Annotated in this window: 15 protein-coding genes; 13 read left to right on the top strand and 2 right to left on the bottom strand. The window is 66.6% G+C overall.

All coding sequences use genetic code 11. From position 1 onward, the window contains the following. Positions 1-144 precede the first annotated feature (144 nt). Positions 145-1,515: a DEAD/DEAH box helicase gene (locus PG878_RS18000; RefSeq protein WP_209032476.1), complete on the bottom strand. Its 1,371-nt coding sequence runs from the start codon at positions 1,513-1,515 to the stop codon at positions 145-147. A 345-nt stretch (positions 1,516-1,860) separates the two neighbouring features. On the opposite strand from PG878_RS18000, the gene PG878_RS17995 reads away from it, so the two are divergent. After that, positions 1,861-2,850, top strand: coding sequence for a fumarylacetoacetate hydrolase family protein (locus PG878_RS17995; protein ID WP_209032475.1), 990 nt, complete (start codon positions 1,861-1,863; stop codon positions 2,848-2,850). Between the two features lie 89 nt (positions 2,851-2,939). Further along, positions 2,940-3,596, top strand: coding sequence for a maleylacetoacetate isomerase (gene maiA, locus PG878_RS17990; RefSeq protein WP_209032474.1), 657 nt, complete (start codon positions 2,940-2,942; stop codon positions 3,594-3,596). A 623-nt stretch (positions 3,597-4,219) separates the two neighbouring features. Here the strand turns inward: maiA and PG878_RS17985 are convergent. Then, on the bottom strand, positions 4,220-5,359 hold the full coding sequence (locus PG878_RS17985; RefSeq protein WP_209032473.1) for a PilT/PilU family type 4a pilus ATPase: 1,140 nt from the start codon (positions 5,357-5,359) through the stop codon (positions 4,220-4,222). 99 nt (positions 5,360-5,458) lie between these two features. Between PG878_RS17985 and PG878_RS17980 the strand changes: the two genes are divergently transcribed. The 11 genes from PG878_RS17980 (at position 5,459) to PG878_RS17930 (ending at position 17,624) form a co-directional block, all read left to right on the top strand. Beyond that, positions 5,459-5,851, top strand: a complete 393-nt coding sequence (locus tag PG878_RS17980) for a DUF4398 domain-containing protein (RefSeq protein WP_010340230.1) — start codon at positions 5,459-5,461, stop codon at positions 5,849-5,851. 17 nt (positions 5,852-5,868) lie between these two features. Then, positions 5,869-6,741, top strand: coding sequence for an OmpA family protein (locus tag PG878_RS17975; protein ID WP_209032492.1), 873 nt, complete (start codon positions 5,869-5,871; stop codon positions 6,739-6,741). 342 nt (positions 6,742-7,083) lie between these two features. Then, entirely contained in the window at positions 7,084-7,302 is a 219-nt protein-coding gene (locus PG878_RS17970) for an HP1242/YdcH family protein (protein WP_010340228.1), read from the top strand. 192 nt (positions 7,303-7,494) lie between these two features. Continuing rightward, positions 7,495-8,865, top strand: coding sequence for a pyridoxal-phosphate dependent enzyme (locus PG878_RS17965; RefSeq protein ID WP_209032472.1), 1,371 nt, complete (start codon positions 7,495-7,497; stop codon positions 8,863-8,865). A gap of 82 nt (positions 8,866-8,947) precedes the next feature. Then, positions 8,948-10,147, top strand: a complete 1,200-nt coding sequence (locus tag PG878_RS17960) for a cystathionine gamma-synthase (protein WP_209032471.1) — start codon at positions 8,948-8,950, stop codon at positions 10,145-10,147. Between the two features lie 24 nt (positions 10,148-10,171). Then, a complete protein-coding gene (locus tag PG878_RS17955; protein ID WP_209032470.1) occupies positions 10,172-10,990 on the top strand; it encodes an ABC transporter permease in 819 nt (272 codons plus the stop codon). Between the two features lie 39 nt (positions 10,991-11,029). Continuing rightward, positions 11,030-12,367 carry an ABC transporter ATP-binding protein gene (locus PG878_RS17950; protein ID WP_209032469.1) on the top strand — a complete coding sequence of 446 codons (1,338 nt, stop codon included), beginning with the start codon at positions 11,030-11,032 and terminating at the stop codon, positions 12,365-12,367. Next, positions 12,364-12,924, top strand: a complete 561-nt coding sequence (locus PG878_RS17945) for a CatB-related O-acetyltransferase (RefSeq protein WP_209032468.1) — start codon at positions 12,364-12,366, stop codon at positions 12,922-12,924. The genes PG878_RS17950 and PG878_RS17945 overlap by 4 nt, the downstream gene beginning before the upstream one ends. A gap of 61 nt (positions 12,925-12,985) precedes the next feature. Further along, positions 12,986-14,086: a class I SAM-dependent methyltransferase gene (locus tag PG878_RS17940; RefSeq protein ID WP_311163325.1), complete on the top strand. Its 1,101-nt coding sequence runs from the start codon at positions 12,986-12,988 to the stop codon at positions 14,084-14,086. Between the two features lie 56 nt (positions 14,087-14,142). Beyond that, the gene (locus PG878_RS17935; protein ID WP_209032467.1) at positions 14,143-16,653 is read left to right on the top strand and encodes a glycosyltransferase family protein; all 2,511 of its coding nucleotides are present in this window, start codon (positions 14,143-14,145) and stop codon (positions 16,651-16,653) included. Then, positions 16,650-17,624, top strand: coding sequence for a CgeB family protein (locus PG878_RS17930; protein ID WP_209032466.1), 975 nt, complete (start codon positions 16,650-16,652; stop codon positions 17,622-17,624). The genes PG878_RS17935 and PG878_RS17930 overlap by 4 nt, the downstream gene beginning before the upstream one ends. Positions 17,625-17,638 lie beyond the last annotated feature (14 nt).

The raw sequence follows: 17,638 nt of genomic DNA, 5'->3' as shown, positions 1-17,638 counted from the left end.
GGGCGCGATGCGGGGCGCGCGAAACGAACGACAGTGGCGTGCTGCAGGGCCGGCGACAGGCGCGCGATGTCCGGGGGGTGCGGACAAAAAAGGCCGCCCCGAAGGGCGGCCTGGGTGCGTGCGGAGCGCGCTGCCGCGGCTGGCTCAGCGCGGCGAGGCCGGGCGATTGCCGCCGTTGCCCTGGCGGCGCCCCTGGCCCTGGCGGCGGGCGCCGTCGGCATGGTTGCCGCCGGGCTTCTTGCTGCCGGCGTGCGCATGCGCGTGCGCCGGCGCATCGCCGTGGCCGCGGCGGGCATGGTTGCCGCGGCGCGGCGGACGCTGGCCGCCCGGACGCTCGTCCGGCGGATTGTTGTTGCCCCAGCGAATCGGCGTGACCGGCTCGAAACCGGGCACGTCGCGGATGTCCATCTCGCGCTTGAGCATGCGCGCGATCGCGCGCAGCAGCTTGGCCTCGTCCTGCGCCACCAGCGAGATCGCTTCGCCGGTCGAACCGTTGCGGCCGGTGCGGCCGATGCGGTGCACGTAGTCCTCGGCGACCATCGGCAGGTCGTAGTTGATGACCTTGGGCAACTGGTCGATGTCGATGCCGCGCGCGGCGATGTCGGTGGCCACCAGCACGGTGATGCGACCGGCCTTGAAGTCGCTCAACGCGCGCAGGCGCTGGCCCTGGCTTTTGTTGCCGTGGATCGCCGCGGTCTTCAGCCCGGACTTGTCCAGGAACATGGTCAGCTTGTCGGCGCCGTGCTTGGTGCGGGCGAACACCAGGGTCTGCTTGCGCGAGTCGGCGGCCAGCAGGTGCAGCAGCAGTTCGCGCTTGCGCCCACCGTCCACCGGGTGCACGCGGTGGGTGATGGTGTCGGCCACGGTGTTGCTGGGGGTGGCCTGGATTTCCTGCGGGTCGTGCATGAACTCGCGGGCCAACTGCTTGATGCCTTCCTCGAAGGTGGCCGAGAACAGCAGGGTCTGCCGGTTCTGCTTGGGCAGCTTGGCGAGGATGCGCTTGATCGACGGCAGGAAGCCCATGTCGAGCATGCGGTCGGCCTCGTCCAGCACCAGGATCTCGATGCCCGACAGGTCCACGCTGCGGCGCTCGAGGTGGTCGAGCAGGCGGCCCGGGCAGGCGATCAGCAGGTCCACGCCGCGGCGCAGCGCGTCGAGCTGGTTGCCCATGCCCACGCCGCCGTAGATGGTGGTGCTGGGGATGCGCAGGTACTTGCTGTAGCCGCGCAGGCTGTCGTGGACCTGGGTGGCCAGTTCGCGGGTCGGGGTCAGGATCAGCGCGCGCGGCTTGCGCGGGCCGGGGCCCACCGGCTGCGGCGAGGTGCCCAGGTGCTGCAGCAGCGGCAGCCCGAACGCGGCGGTCTTGCCGGTGCCGGTCTGCGCGCCTGCCATCAGGTCATGGCCTTCCAGGGCGACGGGAATGGCCTGCGCCTGGATCGGGGTGGGGGTTTCGTAGCCCTGCTCGGCCAGCGCGCGCAGCAGGAAGGGCGCAAGGCCCAGGGATTCGAACGACATGAGAATGCTCCGGATAACGCGCCGACGCCGGGACGGACCCGGCGCGCAGGCGCAAGTAGGTGAGGCTCGGAGCGTTCCCGTGAACCGCGCTGCGAGAGGGTGGATCAACCCGCAGCGCGAGGCTGGGGTTCGTCGGCATCACGAAAGGCGTCGGGCGGGGCGGGCGAGTCGGATCGTTGCGATCCTGGCCTCGCCGGCGGTCCCTGAGGGAAACGGACGGCCGCATGCAGACCGGCGTAGTGTACCTGAATTGGCGCGCTGCACAAAATGCGGGTCCGTTTCAGTTGAAACCAAGCCGCCGTCTGGCCGTACAATCGCCGGCTCAGCCCCCAGCACTGGACGGACATGAAGCTAGGTTCCCTGAAGGAAGGCGGTCGCGACGGCACCCTGATCGTCGTGTCCCGCGATCTGACCCGCGCCGTGCGCGCCACCGGCATCGCGCCGACCCTGCAGCGCGCGCTGGAGGACTGGAGCAACCTCGCCCCGCGCCTGAACGCCCTGTCCGAGTCGCTCAACGACGGCAGCGCCGACGGCCAGTTCGACCTGGACATGGCGGCGCTGGCCGCGCCGCTGCCGCGCGCCTACGAATTCCTCGACGGCAGCGCCTACCTGCCGCATGTGGAGCGCGTGCGCCGCGCGCGCGGCGCCGAGGTGCCGGAGAGCTTCTACACCGACCCGCTGATGTACCAGGCGGTCAGCGCCGGCTTCTACGGCCCGCGCGATGCGGTCAAGGTGGTCAGCGAGGACTACGGCATCGACCTGGAGGCCGAGATCGTGGTGGTCACCGACGACGTGCCGATGGCGGTGACGCCGGCGCAGGCCGCCGCGCACATCCAGTTGATCGGTCTGGTCAACGACGTGTCGCTGCGCAACCTGATTCCGCCGGAGCTGGCCAAGGGCTTCGGCTTCGTGCAGTCCAAGCCGCGCTCGGCGCTGTCGCCGGTGTTCGTCACCCCCGACGAACTGGGCGAGGCCTGGCAGGACAACAAGGTGCACCTGCCGCTGCTGACCCACATCAACGGCGCCTGGTTCGGCGCGCCAGAAGCCGGCGAGGACATGCAGTTCGATTTCGCGCAGCTGGTCGCGCATGCGGCCAAGACCCGGCCGTTGGCGGCGGGCGCGGTGATCGGCTCGGGCACCATCGCCAATCAGGACACCACGCGCGGCGCCTCCTGCTTCGCCGAGCAGCGCACCGTGGAAACCCTGCGCGACGGCAAGCCGAGCACGCCGTACATGTCCTTCGGCGACGTGGTGCGGATCGAGATGCTGGACCGTGACGGAGTGAGCATCTTCGGCGCGATCGAGCAGCGCATCGAGCAGGCGCCGCTGCCCTGACCCGGCCGGCGGCGGTGCCGGGGCGACCGGCGGCGCCGCAGCCCAGGTGTCCACCGGTATCGTTGTCGACTGCGCAGACGGAGGCGGGCATGGACGAGGCACTGCAGCTCTACACCTACTGGCGCTCCAGCGCCGCGTACCGCGTGCGCATCGGGCTGGAGCTGAAGGGGCTGGCCTACCAGGCGCTGCCGGTGCACCTGGTGCGCGACGGCGGCCAGCAGCACTCGCCGGAGTACGCCCGCGTCAACCCGCAGGAACTGGTGCCGACCCTGTGCCACGATGGCCAGCCGATCCGCCAGTCGCTGGCGATCCTGGAGTACCTGGACGAGCGCTGGCCGGAGCCGCCGCTGCTGCCGGACGCGCCGATCGACCGCGCCCGCGTGCGCGGTCTGGCGCAACTGATCGCCTGCGACATCCATCCGCTCAACAACCTGCGCGTGGCGCAGTTCTTCGAGAGCGCCTGGAACGTGCCGCAGCCCGAGCGCGAGGAGTGGATGCGGCACTGGATGCAGGTCGGCTTCGATGCGCTGGAGCAACTGCTGGCCGAGTCGCCGGATACCGGCAGTTTCTGCCATGGCGAGCAGCCTGGCCTGGCCGATTGCTGCCTGGTCCCGCAGCTGTACAACGCGCGCCGTTTCGGCGTGGACCTGCAGGCCTATCCGACCCTGGAGCGGATCGAACGCGCCTGCCTGGCGCTGCCGGCGTTCGACGCGGCGCGTCCGGAACACCAGCCGGACGCGCAATAAGCTGGGAATATCGTCGTAGGAGCGGCTTCAGCCGCGACCGGTGTGCCAGATTGGCGAAGCTGCCGCCATCCCCGCCGCATCGGTGAGCATGAGGATGTGGGAAGGGCTGCAGTGCCGGACGTTTCGGCCTTCATGCGTCGCGACTGAAGTCGCTCCCACAAGCGCTTGCAACGAACCCGCTGGGTGCACTGTGGGAGCGACTTCAGTCCCGACGCGCAGTTGCGTGGAAGTAGCGTTTGCGCTGGCAAGGGCGGCCCCGTGGCGACCGCCGATGGGCCCGGTCCGCCGTTGCCGCCGCCGCTGCGGGGCCAGTGCGACCAGGCGTCTACGAACGCCCGGTCGCGGCTCAAGCCGCTCCTGCGAAGTCGCTCCCACAAGCGCTTGCAACGAACTCGCTGGGTGCACTGTGGGAGGGACTTCGGTCCCGACGCGCAGTCGCGTGGAAGTGGCGTTTACGCTGGCAAGGGCGGCCCCGCGGCGACCGCCGCTGGACCCTCGGTCCGCTGTTGCCGCCGCCGCTGCAGGGCCAGCGCGACCAGGCGTCTGCGAACGCCCGGTCGCGACTGAAGCCGCTCTACGCAGGTGTCCCTACATAGGCGCCGCATCACGTGCGGCGATGCGCCTCAGACGAAGCCGTGGGTGATGCGCGGCGCGGCGCTGGGGCCGCTGTCGTAGTCGGCGTAGGGGTCGTGCTCGCCGCTGCCGCCTTCGGACAGGCGGAATTTCAGCGCCAGGCCGTCGCGCGAATCGGCCGCGCGCAGCGCTTCCTCCTGCTCGATCTGGCCCTGCTTGACCATGCGGAACAGGCACTGGTCGAAGGTCTCCATGCCTTCCTCCAGCGACTCCTCCATCGCCTGCTTGATCTCGTGGACCTGGCCGCGACGCAGCAGGTCGCGGATCATCGGCGTGTTAAGCAGCACCTCCGAGGCCGGCCGGCGGCGGCCGCTGTTGTCCTTGACCAGGCGCTGCGAGATCACCGCGCGCAGGTTCAGCGACAGGTTCATCAGCACGTTCTTGTGCGCGCTCTCGGGGAAGAAGTTGAGGATGCGCTCGATGGTCTGGTCGGCGTTGTTGGAGTGCAGGGTGGCCAGGCACAGGTGTCCTGTCTCGGCGAAGGCGATGGCCGCCTCCATGGTCTCCGCGTCCAGGATCTCGCCGATCAGGATCACGTCCGGTGCCTCGCGCATGGCGTTCTTCAGCGCGTTGTGGAAGGCGTGGGTGTCCAGGCCGACCTCGCGCTGGTTGACGATGGACAGCTTGTGCTTGTGCAGGTATTCGATCGGATCCTCGATGGTGAGGATGTGCCCGGTGGTGGTGCTGTTGCGGTAGTCGATCATCGACGCCAGCGAGGTGGACTTGCCCGAGCCGGTCGAGCCGACCACCAGGACCAGCCCGCGCGGGGTCATGATCACGTCCTTGAGCACCTGCGGCAGGTGCAGCTCCTCGATGCTGGGGATCTTGCTGCGGATCGCGCGGATCACCATGCCGACCTCGCCGCGCTGCTTGAACACGTTGACGCGGAAGCGCCCGGCGTCCTGCAGGGCGATGGCCATGTTCAATTCCAGCTCCCGCTCGAACTGCGGCACCTGGCCCTCGTCCATCAGCGAATAGGCGATCTTCTTGACCATGCCCGGCGGCAGGCCGGTGGCGCCGAGCGGGTACAGCTTGCCTTCGATCTTGATATAGACCGGTGCGCCTGTGGTCAGGAACATGTCCGAGGCGTTCTTTTCGGTCATCAGCTTCAGGAAATAGCCGATATCCATGCGCAATGGTTCCCCAACAATCCGCAATCGCCCGTTGCAAGCGCGCCACAGGCTTCCGACAATGGCCGTGATCGACGTCTCCGTCCACGGCCCCCCTAGATGAAAACTAGCTTCGCACACTTCCGTTGTCAGCAGTATGTGATGGCCTGCGCATTGGCGTTGTTCGCCGCGCCGGCCGCGTTCGCCCAGGTGGCCTCGCCGGAGTTGCTGGCCGCCCAGCAGGCGGTGCAGCGGGCGATCCAGGCCGATGCCGACCAGTACGCGCCGGACCTGCTGGCCAGCGCCCGCCAGGGCCTGGAGCAGGCGCAGCAGGCCGAACTCGACCGCCGCCAGCGCAAGACCGCGCCGCAGCTGGCGCTGCGCGTGGCCGCCGATGCCGACCTGGCGCGGGCGCGCAGCGAGGAGGCGGTGGCCAATGCGCAACTGAAGCAGCGCCAGGCCGAGGTGGCCCAGCTGCAACAGACCCTGGGCACCGGGGAGGGCCGTCCATGAGCCGCGCCCTGCACGGAATGCGCCGCCTGGCCCTGCTGGCGGTGCTGCTGGCGCCTCTGGGCGCGATGGCGGCCGACGACCCGGAACTGGCGGTGCTCAACCAGCGCCTGGTGGCGCTGCAGGCCGATCCGCTCAACGCCGATGTCGCCGCCTACGAGCGCCTGCAGGCGCAGCAGGCGGTGGCTAACTTCGCCAACGCCAAGCGCAAGGAACGCGACGAGGCGCGTTACCTGGCCGAGCGCCGGGTCGAGATCGCCGAAACCATGGCCCGTGCCGAAATCGCCCGACGCCAGGTCGACCAACTGGAGAAGACCCGCAGCGACCTGCTGATCGAGGCCAGTCGCCGCGAGGCCGCGCGGGCCCGCCAGGAAGCCGAGCGCCTGCGCGTGCAGGCGCAGATCCAGGCCGAGGAGGCCGAGAACCTGCGCCAGGCCGCCGAGGCCGAGCAGGCGGCGCGCGCGGATGCCGATGCGGCCCTGGCCAGCGTGGCCGGGCAGCAGACCGCCAAGCTCAGCGCCGCGCAGCAGAAGGCGGCCAAGCTGGCGCGCGAGGAGGCCGAACTGGTTGCCGGCACCAAGCTGCCGGCCTCGCGCTTCGAGACCCGCGGGGAGGTCTTCACCTTCTCCGGCGCGGCCTTCGGCGCCGGCAAGGCGGCGCTCTCGGGCGATGCCACGAACCAGGCCAAGGCCCTGTCGCAGTACCTGCAGATCAGCAAGGGCAAGGTGCGGATCGAGGCCTACGACACCGACGCCGGCGTGGCCCAGAAGCGCGCCGACGCCTTGCGCGCGGCGCTGGTCAGCGGCGGCGTGCCCGCCAACCGGATGCAGGCGGTCGGCAAGAAGGGGGCGTCGACCAAGGCCCGGTCGGCCGAAGTTGTGATCGCGCCCTAAGTGCGTCGTGCCCTGCGCCCAGGCGTTTAACGGGGTTTTTCCCTGGGCCTGAGCGCCGAGCAACTGAATGCGGCAAAGCGGGCCTGCTTCTCTTGTCCGCGACGGGAGGGAAGCGTAGGGTCGGTAGTCCAGGCGGCAGTCCCGCCGCCTGGTGCCAACGGAGGAGTCCGAGCCGATGACGCAGTGGCGCGCACCGCAATCCGACGTCGCAGGAACCGCGGTTCCAGCTGTTCCAGGCGTTGTGGCGGTGCAGCCGGCGGCTCGCGCGCTTCCGCTCCCAGGCAACGCCCCGTGCCGCAGCGGCCGGGGCGTTCTTGTTTCTAGCTGAAGGAGGCTATTCCTATGTTCGAAGGGCAACCGCAGACCGAAATCGACGCGTTGATCAAGTCCGATCCGGAGTTCAAGCAGCTCTACCAGCGCCACAAGACCTTGGACAAGAAGTGCATGGACGCCGAGCTCGGCGTGCTGCCGATCGACGATGTCACCCTGGCGCAGATGAAGCGCGAAAAGCTCGCCGCCAAGGAAAAGCTGCTGCGCCTTTACGAGCAGAAGCCGCACTGACCGTATCATTTCCCCTTGTCGCGGGCGGTGGCTGGCCTCCTCGTCGGCTTGCCACCGTCCGCGTCATCTACCCTCCAAAAGCCGCGATCGCGGCTTTTTTCGTCCCTGCCGGGCGCATTCTCTGACTTTCCCTCCCCGAGCGCGGATAATGCCCGGTCCAGCCGCTGCCGCGGCGCGACGCATTCGGACCCGATGGCCATTCACTCCTCCGTACTCGATCTGATCGGCGACACCCCCATCGTCAAGGCCAGCAAGCTCGACACCGGGGTGTGCGAGCTGTACCTGAAGCTGGAGAGTGCCAATCCCGGCGGCTCGATCAAGGATCGCATCGGCCTGTCGATGATCGAGGCGGCCGAGCGCCGCGGCGACCTCACGCCCGGCGCGGTGCTGGTCGAGGGCACCGCCGGCAACACCGGCATCGGCCTGGCCCTGGTCGCCCAGCAGAAGGGCTACAAGCTGATCCTGGTGGTCCCGGACAAGATGAGCCGGGAGAAGATCTTCAACCTCAAGGCGATGGGCGCCGAGGTGGTGCTGACCCGCTCCGACGTGGCCAAGGGCCATCCCGAGTACTACCAGGACCTGGCCGCGCGCATCGCCGCCGAGACCCCGGGGGCCTACTTCATCAACCAGTTCGGCAACCCCGACAACCCGGCCGCGCACGAGTTCGGCACCGGCCCGGAGATCCTGCGGCAGATGGACGGCCGGCTGGACGCGATCGTGTTCGGCTGCGGCAGCTCCGGCACCATGACCGGCCTGTCGCGCGCCTTCGCTGCGGCCTCGCCGCACACCGAGCTGGTGCTGGCCGACCCGGTCGGGTCGATCCTGACCGAGTACATCGAGCAGGGCACGGTCAGCGAGAAGTCCGGCAGCTGGTTGGTGGAAGGCATCGGCGAGGATTTCCTGCCGGCGATCTCCGACTTCACCCGGGTCAAGAAGGCCTATTCGATCAGCGATGCCGAGAGCTTCCACACCGCGCGCGAGCTGCTGGCCAAGGAGGGCATCCTCGGCGGCTCCTCCACCGGCACCCTGCTGGCCGCGGCGCTGAAGTACTGCCGCGCGCAGACCGAGCCCAAGCGGGTGCTGGTGTTCGTCTGCGACACCGGCAACAAGTACCTGTCGAAGATGTACAACGACTACTGGATGCTGGACAACGGTTTCCTGGAGCGCCCGCAGCACGGCGACCTGCGCGACCTGATCCTGCGCCCGTACAGCCAGCGCGACACCGTGGTGGTCGGCCCCAAGGACCTGCTGACCACCGCCTACCAGCGCATGAAGCTGTACGACGTGTCGCAGCTGCCGGTGATGGAGGGCGACCAACTGGTCGGTATCGTCGACGAAAGCGATGTCTTGTTGCATGTATATGGCGACGAGGCGCGGTTCCGCGACCCCGTGGCCACGGCCATGGTCAGCAAGCTCGACCGGCTCGACGTCAAATCGCCGATCGAGGCGCTGCTGCCGGTGTTCGATCGCGGCCAGGTCGCCATCGTGATGAACGAGGGCGCCTTCCTCGGCCTGATCACCCGGATCGACCTGCTCAACTACCTGCGCCGCCGGGTGCAGTAATCCCTGCGGTGGGCACGGCCCCGCTGCATGGGGCCGTTCAGACCGCGCTGCTAGAATCACGCCCCTTTTCCGGTAACCCTTCATGACGGACAACACGTCGAACCCCCATGGCGACGGCCCCGCGCTGGCGCTGGCGACCCTGGCCATCCATGGCGGACAGCACCCGGACCCGACCACCGGCGCGGTGATGCCGCCGATCTACGCGACCTCCACCTACGCCCAGTCCAGCCCGGGCGAGCACCAGGGCTTCGAGTACTCGCGCACCCACAACCCGACCCGCTTCGCCTACGAGCGCTGCGTGGCGGCCCTGGAAGGCGGCAGCCGCGGCTTCGCCTTCGCCTCCGGCATGGCGGCCACTGCCACGGTGATCGAACTGCTGGACAGCGGCAGCCACGTGATCGCGATGGACGACCTGTACGGCGGCAGCTACCGCCTGTTCGAGCGCGTGCGCAAGCGCACCGCCGCACTGGACTTCGGCTTCGTCGACCTGACCGACCCGGCCGCGTTCGAGGCGGCGATCCGCCCGACCACCAAGATGGTCTGGATCGAGACCCCGACCAATCCGATGCTGAAGATCGTCGATATCGCGGCGATCGCCGCGATCGCGCGCAGGCACGGCCTGCTGGTGGTGGTCGACAACACCTTCGCCTCGCCGCTGCTGCAGCGGCCGCTGGCGCTGGGCGCGGACATCGTGGTGCATTCGGCGACCAAGTACCTCAACGGCCATTCGGACATGGTCGGCGGCATGGCCGTGGTTGGCGACAACGCCGAGCTGGCCGAGCAACTGGCCTTCCTGCAGAACTCGGTGGGCGGCGTGCAGGGCCCGTTCGACAGCTTCCTGGCCCTGCGCGGCCTGAAGACCCTGCCGCTGCGCATGCGCGCGCACTGCGACAACGCCCTGGCGCTGGCGCAGTGGCTGGAGACGCACCCGGCGGTGGAGAAGGTGATCTACCCGGGCCTGCCCTCGCACCCGCAGCACGCCCTGGCCGGCCGGCAGATGAGCGGCTACGGCGGCATCGTCTCGATCGTGCTCAAGGGCGGCTTCGACGCGGCCAAGCGCTTCTGCGAGCGCACCCGCCTGTTCACCCTGGCCGAATCCCTCGGCGGCGTCGAGAGCCTGGCCAACCACCCTGCGGTGATGACCCATGCCTCGGTGCCGGTGCAGCGCCGCGAGCAGCTCGGCATCAGCGATGCGCTGGTGCGGCTGAGCGTGGGGGTGGAGGATGTGGGGGATTTGCGCCATGACCTCGAGCAGGCGCTTGCGCCCGTGCGTCACACCTGACCTGTTCCACGAGGCAACTTCCTGATGAGCAATTCTCTTTCGCCGGCATCGGCGCTGCGCAGCTTCGCGCAGCACCGCAAGCTGATCTACCAGCTCGCCAAGCGCGAGGTGCTGGGCCGCTACCGCGGTTCCATCGCCGGCCTGGCCTGGTCGTTCTTCAATCCGCTGTTGATGCTGGCCGTCTACACCTTCGTCTTTTCCTACGTGTTCAATGCACGCTGGGGCGGTTCTGTCGAAACGAACCGCGCCGAGTTCGCGATCATCCTGTTCGCCGGCATCATGGTTCACGGCTTCCTCTCCGAGTGCATCAGCCGTGCGCCGATGCTGGTGCTGGCCAATGCCAGCTACGTCAAGAAGGTGGTCTTTCCGCTGGAGATCCTGACCTGGTCGGCGGTCGCGTCGTCGCTGTTCCATATGGTCATCACCCTGACGGTGTTGCTCATCGCGCAGTTCCTGCTGCTGCACCGGTTGCCGCTGACGGTGCTCTACTTCCCGCTGGTGATCGCACCGTTGGTGATGGTCGCCTCGGGGGTGACCTGGTTCTTCGCCGCGCTGGGCGTGTACTACCGCGACATCGGCCAGATCACCGGCCTGCTGGCGACGGTGCTGCTGTTCATGAGTCCGGCGCTGTATCCGATCACCTCGCTGCCGGAAGGCATGCGCAAGTGGATCTATCTCAATCCGCTGACCTTCATCATCGAGCAGTCCCGGAACGTGCTGATGTGGGGGCTGCCGCCGGACTGGATGGGTTTGCTCAAGTACTCCATCGGCAGCCTCGTCGTCGCGTACGTGGGCTACTACTGGTTCCAACTGGTACGCCGCGGTTTCGCGGACGTCGTCTAATCGCTCGCTGAAGCATCCGCTTCGATTCAAAGGTCCATCATGTCGGAATTGGCGATTCGCGTCTCTGGCGCCTCCAAGTGCTATCAGGTCTACGACAAGCCGCACGATCGCATCAAGCAGGCGCTGTTCCCGCGGGTCGGGCGTTCGCTGGGTCTAGCTTCGCGCAAGTACTTCAAGGAGTTCTGGGCGTTGCAGGACGTGTCCTTCGAGGTGCGTCGCGGCGATACCGTGGGCATCATCGGCCGCAACGGTTCGGGCAAGTCGACCCTGTTGCAGATGATCTGCGGCACGCTGGCGCCGACCTCGGGCTCGATCCAGGTGAACGGGCGCGTGGCCGCGCTGCTGGAACTGGGTGCGGGCTTCAATCCCGAGTTCACCGGGCGCGAGAACGTGTTCATGAGCGCGTCCATCCTGGGCTTGACCCATGCGGAAATCGAGGCGCGCCTGGACCGCATCCTGGCATTTGCCGACATCGGCGATTTCGTCGATCAGCCGGTCAAGGTCTATTCCAGCGGCATGTATGTGCGCCTGGCGTTCGCGGTGATCGCGCACGTGGACGCCGACATCATGGTGGTCGACGAGGCGTTGGCGGTCGGCGACGCGGTGTTCGTGCAGAAGTGCATGCGCTTCCTGCGTGCCTTCCGCGAACGCGGCACGCTGCTGTTCGTTAGTCACGATACCGGCTCGGTCCTGAGCTTCTGCCAGTCGGCGGTGTGGCTGGACAAGGGTGTCATGCGGATGCATGCCTCTGCCCAGGAAACCACCCAGGCCTACATCGAATATTGCGCGCAGGAAAGCTACGGCGACGAGGTGAAGCTGCAGGCGCTCGATCAGCGCGAGGGCAAGGCCATCGGGCCGCGTCCGGTGGCCAAGCCGGTGGAGGAGATCAAGCTCGAGCTGTTCGACAACATCGCCCACTCCGACGGTTGGCAGTCGGGTGCCGCCAGCATCGCCTCGGTGGCGCTCACCAACCTCGACGATCCCGGCCGGCCCTATTTCTTCGGCGGCGAGCATGTCGCGCTGCGCATCGTCGCCCAGGTGCATCGCGACATGAAGAGTCCCATTCTGGGCTTTTTCGTCAAGGACAGCCTGGGGCAATCCTTGTTCGGCGAGCATACCTTCACCCATGTGCAGCCGCCGCTGGACGTCGCCGCGGGCAATCAGCTGGAAGCCGAGTTTGTCTTCCACCTGCCACTGCTGCCGAACGGGGACTACTCCATGACCGTCTCGGTCGCCGAGGGCGACCCCCTGACCAACACGCAGCATCACTGGCTGCACGATGCGGTGATCCTCAAGGTGTCTTCCCCCACGCTGCGCTACGGATTGGTCGGCATTCCGTTCGAGCGGGTGCAGATGAAGATTGCGGAATCCCAATGAACGATACCTTCCAAAGCAGGATCGCGCTGCTCAGTAGCGAAGATCCGCGCATCAGCGTGGGACGCTTCACCTACGGCAACCCTGCGCTGAAGGTCTGGGCCGAGGACGAATCCATCGCCATCGGCGCGTTCTGCTCGATCGCCGACGAGGTGGTCATCTTCGGCGGCGGCGAGCACCGCAGCGACTGGGTGACGACATTCCCCTTGCGGATCGCCTTTGGCGATCCGCTCGCCAAGCGCGACGGTCTTCCGGCCAGCAAGGGGCCGACCCGCATCGGCAACGACGTCTGGCTGGGACACGGTGCGATGGTGATGTCCGGCGTCAGCATCGGCGATGGTGCCATCGTTGGCGCCGGTGCGGTGGTCGCCAAGGACGTTCCGCCTTACGCGATCGTCGCCGGCAATCCCGCCAAGGTCGTCAGGAAGCGCTTTTCCGAGGAGCAGATCGAAGCGCTTCTTGCCATCCGCTGGTGGGATTGGCCGATCGAAAAGATCCACGCTTGCCAACATTTGCTGTGCAAGGACGATGTCGGTGCCTTCATCGCGCAGTTCCAGTAGCGCGTCCGCATGACGCGCAGTGTGCATCTCCCTTCGGGAATGTCGTGTACGGAGCACAATCGTGATCAATTTTCCAATTAACAATACGATGTTCCTGCACCCGCAATGCACTCCGGAGAGTGCCTGGCTGGGGCATATTCCGTTCGCAGGATGGTTGGTCGAGGAAATGCGCCCGGGAATCCTGGTTGAGCTGGGAACGCATCGCGGTGCGTCCTACCTGGCGTTCTGTCAGGCGATTCAGGGCTGCGCGGTCCAGGCCAAGTGCTACGCCGTCGACACGTGGGAAGGCGACGAGCACGCGGGTGTCTACGGCGACGAAGTGTTCTTTACGTTGCTGGACTACCACCAACGCAACTACGCCGATTTTTCGCGCTTGATGCGCATGCGCTTCGAGGAGGCCGTCGAGTATTTCGAAGACGGCAGCGTGGACCTTCTGCATATCGACGGGCTGCATACCTACGACGCGGTCCGCAACGATTTCGAGACCTGGGCGAGCAAGCTGTCCAAGCGCGCGGTGGTGCTGTTCCACGACATCAACGTCAGGGAACGCGATTTCGGCGTGTGGCGCTACTGGGCGGAGATCCGCCAGCGCTATCCGTCGTTCGAATTCACCCACACCCATGGCCTGGGCGTGCTGCTGGTGGGCGAGGACCAGCCCGACGCGTTGCGCCAGCTATGCGCGTTCACCGAAGTGGACGGGGCGCCGGTGCTGGTGAATCGCATGTTCGAGCATGTCGGGCAGCTGATCTCGACCAAGCTGGATATCGGCACCCTGGCGCGGGAGCAGGGCAGGCTGGTGGGGTTGTTGAACGAGAGCGAAGTGGCGAAGGGCGAACTGTCCGCCGAGCTCGCAGGCTTGCGCGAAACGCACGCCGCCTTGCAGTCAAAGCTGGACGAACAGGCTGCCGCGTATCGCAGCGAAGTGGCGCACGGAGCCGAGCTGTCGGCGAAGGTGGCGGAAGTTCCGGTGCTGATGGGGCGCCTGCAGGAAGAGCTGGTGCAGCTCACCGAAATGCTTGCGGCCAAGGAGGCGGACATACATCGCATTCAAGCCGAGAAGCAGCAGCACGAGGTGGCGCTGGAGCGGATGCGCGCCTCGTTCAGCTGGCGCCTGATGGCGCCGTTGCGGGCGATGAAGCGAATGTTCACTGGTGCCCGATGATGTTAATATTGTGGTAATCGGTCCGCGCGCACGGACCCTGTTACCCGGAATTTTTGATGAAGCCATGGCGCGTCCTGCTCCTCGACACCAAGCGGAGTAATCCCAACCATTACATCTGCTTGGCCATCGCCAGGGCGCTCGAACAACATGGCGGTGTCGAGTGCTTGATCAAGGCCGACTACGGTTCGGCCATCGCGCAGGCGCAGCGGCATGGGTGCAACCTGCTGCTCGCGTTCGATGGCGAGGAGCTGGATCGCTCGGTGGTCGAGCGCCTGGTGGATGTCTGCGGCCGCGCCGTCCTCTGGGTCACGGAGGATCCTTACGAGCGCAGCATCAATGTGAAGAATTCAGATCTGTTCGATCTGGTGTTCACGAACGATGCCGGCAGCGTCGCTGGCTACGGTGCCAAGGGGCGGCATCTGCCGTTCGCCGCGGCTGAGCGCTTCCATTTCCACGCGGTGCCCGAGTCGGACGACGGGCACTATTTCTACGACCTGTTCTTCGCGGGCACGGCCTGGCCGAACCGCTCGGAGTTTCTCGCCAAGCTGCAGGCCGCCATTCCCGACATTCGCCTGAAGTTGGCGTTGCCCGCCAATCCGTACATCCCCGCGCCCAAGCTGGGCATGGAACTCAGCGAGTACGACTGGCGCACGCCGAACACCGAGTTCGCCAAGTTTTCCAACCGCAGCCGTTCGGTGTTGACCCTGCATCGTGCGTTCTCTTCTTCGGGCAACGATCCGGTTGCGCAGACGCCGGGGCCGCGCTTCTTCGAAGTGGCGTTGGCGGGCGGCTTCCAGTTGGTGGATACCTCCATCCCCGACATCCGGGTGGACGACTTCTTCACCGAAGGAAAGGAATACGTCGGGTTTTCGAGCGTGCAGGAGTGCATCCAGAAGCTGGAGCACTATCTTGCCTATCCGCAGGAGCGCCTGGCGATCGCCCGCGCGGCGCAACAGCGCGCCCGCACCGAACACCTGTACGCCAATCGGGTGCAGACCCTGTTCGCGGAACTGGAGGCGTTGACGGTGGCGCCGGCGCCCTCGCTGCAGCCTGCGCCCAAGGCGCGCCGGCGCATCATGATGGTGTCGCACAACATTCTCGGCGTGGAGCCCTACGGCGGCGTGGAGGTCTACCAGGACTCCGTGCGCCAGGCGATCAAGGACGAGTTCGAACTGTTCTTCTACGTTCCCGATCGGACGGTGACGCCGGTCGGCATGCGCTACGTGGTGTACAACGAAGCGATGCAGGTGGTCCAGAGCTTCGATTGCGCTTCGACGCTCGACGACTCGCTGCTGTCCTGCCCGGAACGCGAGCAGGTGTTCTCCAGGTTGCTGGAGAAGTTCCGGATCGATCTGGTGCATTTCCAGCATCTGATCGGCCATGTGCCATCGCTCGGCTTCATTCCGTCGGCGCTCGGAATTCCCGCGGTGTTGAGCCTGCATGACTACTACGTCGTCTGCTCGCGCTTCAACCTGCTGGACTACCGCGGGGTGTACTGCAACATCCCGGCGCTGCCGGCGGAGACCTGCGATGTGTGCTTGAACGCGGCGCAGGGCCTTGGAGCGGGCAGCCAGGCCAAGCGCAGGGCCTTTTTCGGTCGCATGTTGTTGGCGATGGACGCGCTCCATGCCAATACCGAGGGTGTGGCAGCGCTGTTCAGGACGATGTATCCGTTGCTGGAGGGAAGCGAGAAGCTGCGGGTCATGGGCGTGCCCATGCCGCTTGGCGACGAGCGTGCGAAGGTGCCGCAACACCCGCCGGAAATGCCGGATGCGCCGCTGCGGATCGCCATCGTCGGCAACTTCACCAAGAACAAGGGCGGCGACCAGTTGGTCCATGCCTTCAACCAGTTGCGGACGGACAATGTCGAATTCACGGTGATCGGTCGACTTTCCGAGCCGTACAGCGACATCTTCAACATACTGAAGATCCCGAATCTGCGGGTGCATGGCGCCTACCGCCCAGGCAGCCTGCCGCAGATACTGGCCGGCTTCTCGATGTCGATGCATTTCTCCATCTGGCCCGAGACCTACTGCATCAGCCTGTCCGAGGCGTGGAGTGCGGGGTTGGTGCCGATCGTCTCGGACACGGGCGCTCTGGGCGAGCGCGTGGTCGATGGCATCAACGGATTCAAGCTGCCGATGGGAGAATCGGGCGCGATCGTCTCGCTGGTACGCAGGCTGATTGCCGACCGCGCGGAGGTCGAGCGCGTGCGTGCGAACGTGCATGCCGGCCTCGGTGTCGGTCACCAGGAACATATGCAGTGGCTCAGCGGACTCTATCGCGGCCTGTTGGCACAGTTGCCGCCATGGCGCGCGCGTGACGCCGGGGCGCCACCGCGTGGGCAAACGCTCAAGGAGATCGGCGTGTTGTTGATGGATCGGGAGTGGACCATCCAGCCGCGCGGTGCGACCGTCGTGGTGAACGAGGTCGCCCAGTTGGTGCCGACGCCGGAGCCGGGACGGCTACGCCGGCTGTATCGGTATTTCAGGAAGAACGGCGCGATGAACACCGCGCGCAGGGTCGCCTCCGAAGTGGTGCGCCGCCTCTCTGGAGCCGCGAAATGAACACGCCCTCCCGCGTCCTGGTCTGCGGCGCGTCGCCGGACAATCAGAATCGCAACGTGGTGTTGCGCAGTTACGTGGCCGAAGGCTTCTGGCAGTTGCGTGGGATCGAGCAGGTGGTGAACGTGCCGCTCGAGCACGCCGCGGCCAAGGCATGGTCGGCCAAGCCGGAGTTGGTGGTGTGCTTCGGTTCGTGCATGCCCGACGATGCCGATTACAGCGGCATCAAGCGCTACTGCGCGCAGACCGGCGCGACGCTGGTGTTCTGGTTGCACGACGATCCTTACGAATTCGATTTCAGCTACAAGATCAAGGACGTCGCCGATCTTGTCTTCAGCAACGACAAGTGGTGCGCCGAGCATTACGACCATCCGCGCGCGTTCCACCTGCCGCTGGCAGCGAGCGAACGGGCGCATTGGCGTCCGATCTCGGCGACGAAGGACGTCAACATCTTTTTCTGCGGTGTGGCCTTCGGCAACCGGATCAAGTTGCTGCGCGATCTGGCAAAGCCGTTGCAGGAGCACGCCGCCGTGGTACTGGGCGACGGCTGGCCGGAGTCGGAGTTGCCGTTCTGCCGCAACCAGCGCCTGCCCAACAACGAACTCTCGGATCGGTACGCGCGCGCATGGATCACGCTCAACATGGGGCGCGACTACCATTACGCCAACGACCGCTTCAAACTGGATCCCTCCACACCGGGTCCGCGCACCTTCGAGGCGGCGATGGCAGGCACGACCCAGTTGTTCTTCGTCGAGAGCCTGGAGATCGTCGATTACTACGCGCCCGGCACCGAGGTGCTGCTCTACAACTCCGTGCGCGAGTTCCGCGAGTGCATAGAGGCCATGGTGGGCGATCGTACCCGCTGCCTGGCGATCGCTGCGGCCGCGCAGCAGCGCACGCTGCGCGAACATACCTATCTGCACCGCGCGCAGACCATGCTGCAGCATGTGCAGGAGTGGCAGGCCGGCCGTTGACGGGGAAACCGAGG

Source organism: Xanthomonas hawaiiensis (assembly GCF_031834635.1).
Classification (GTDB): domain Bacteria; phylum Pseudomonadota; class Gammaproteobacteria; order Xanthomonadales; family Xanthomonadaceae; genus Xanthomonas_A; species Xanthomonas_A sacchari.
This window is presented reverse-complemented; position numbering and strand designations above follow the sequence as displayed.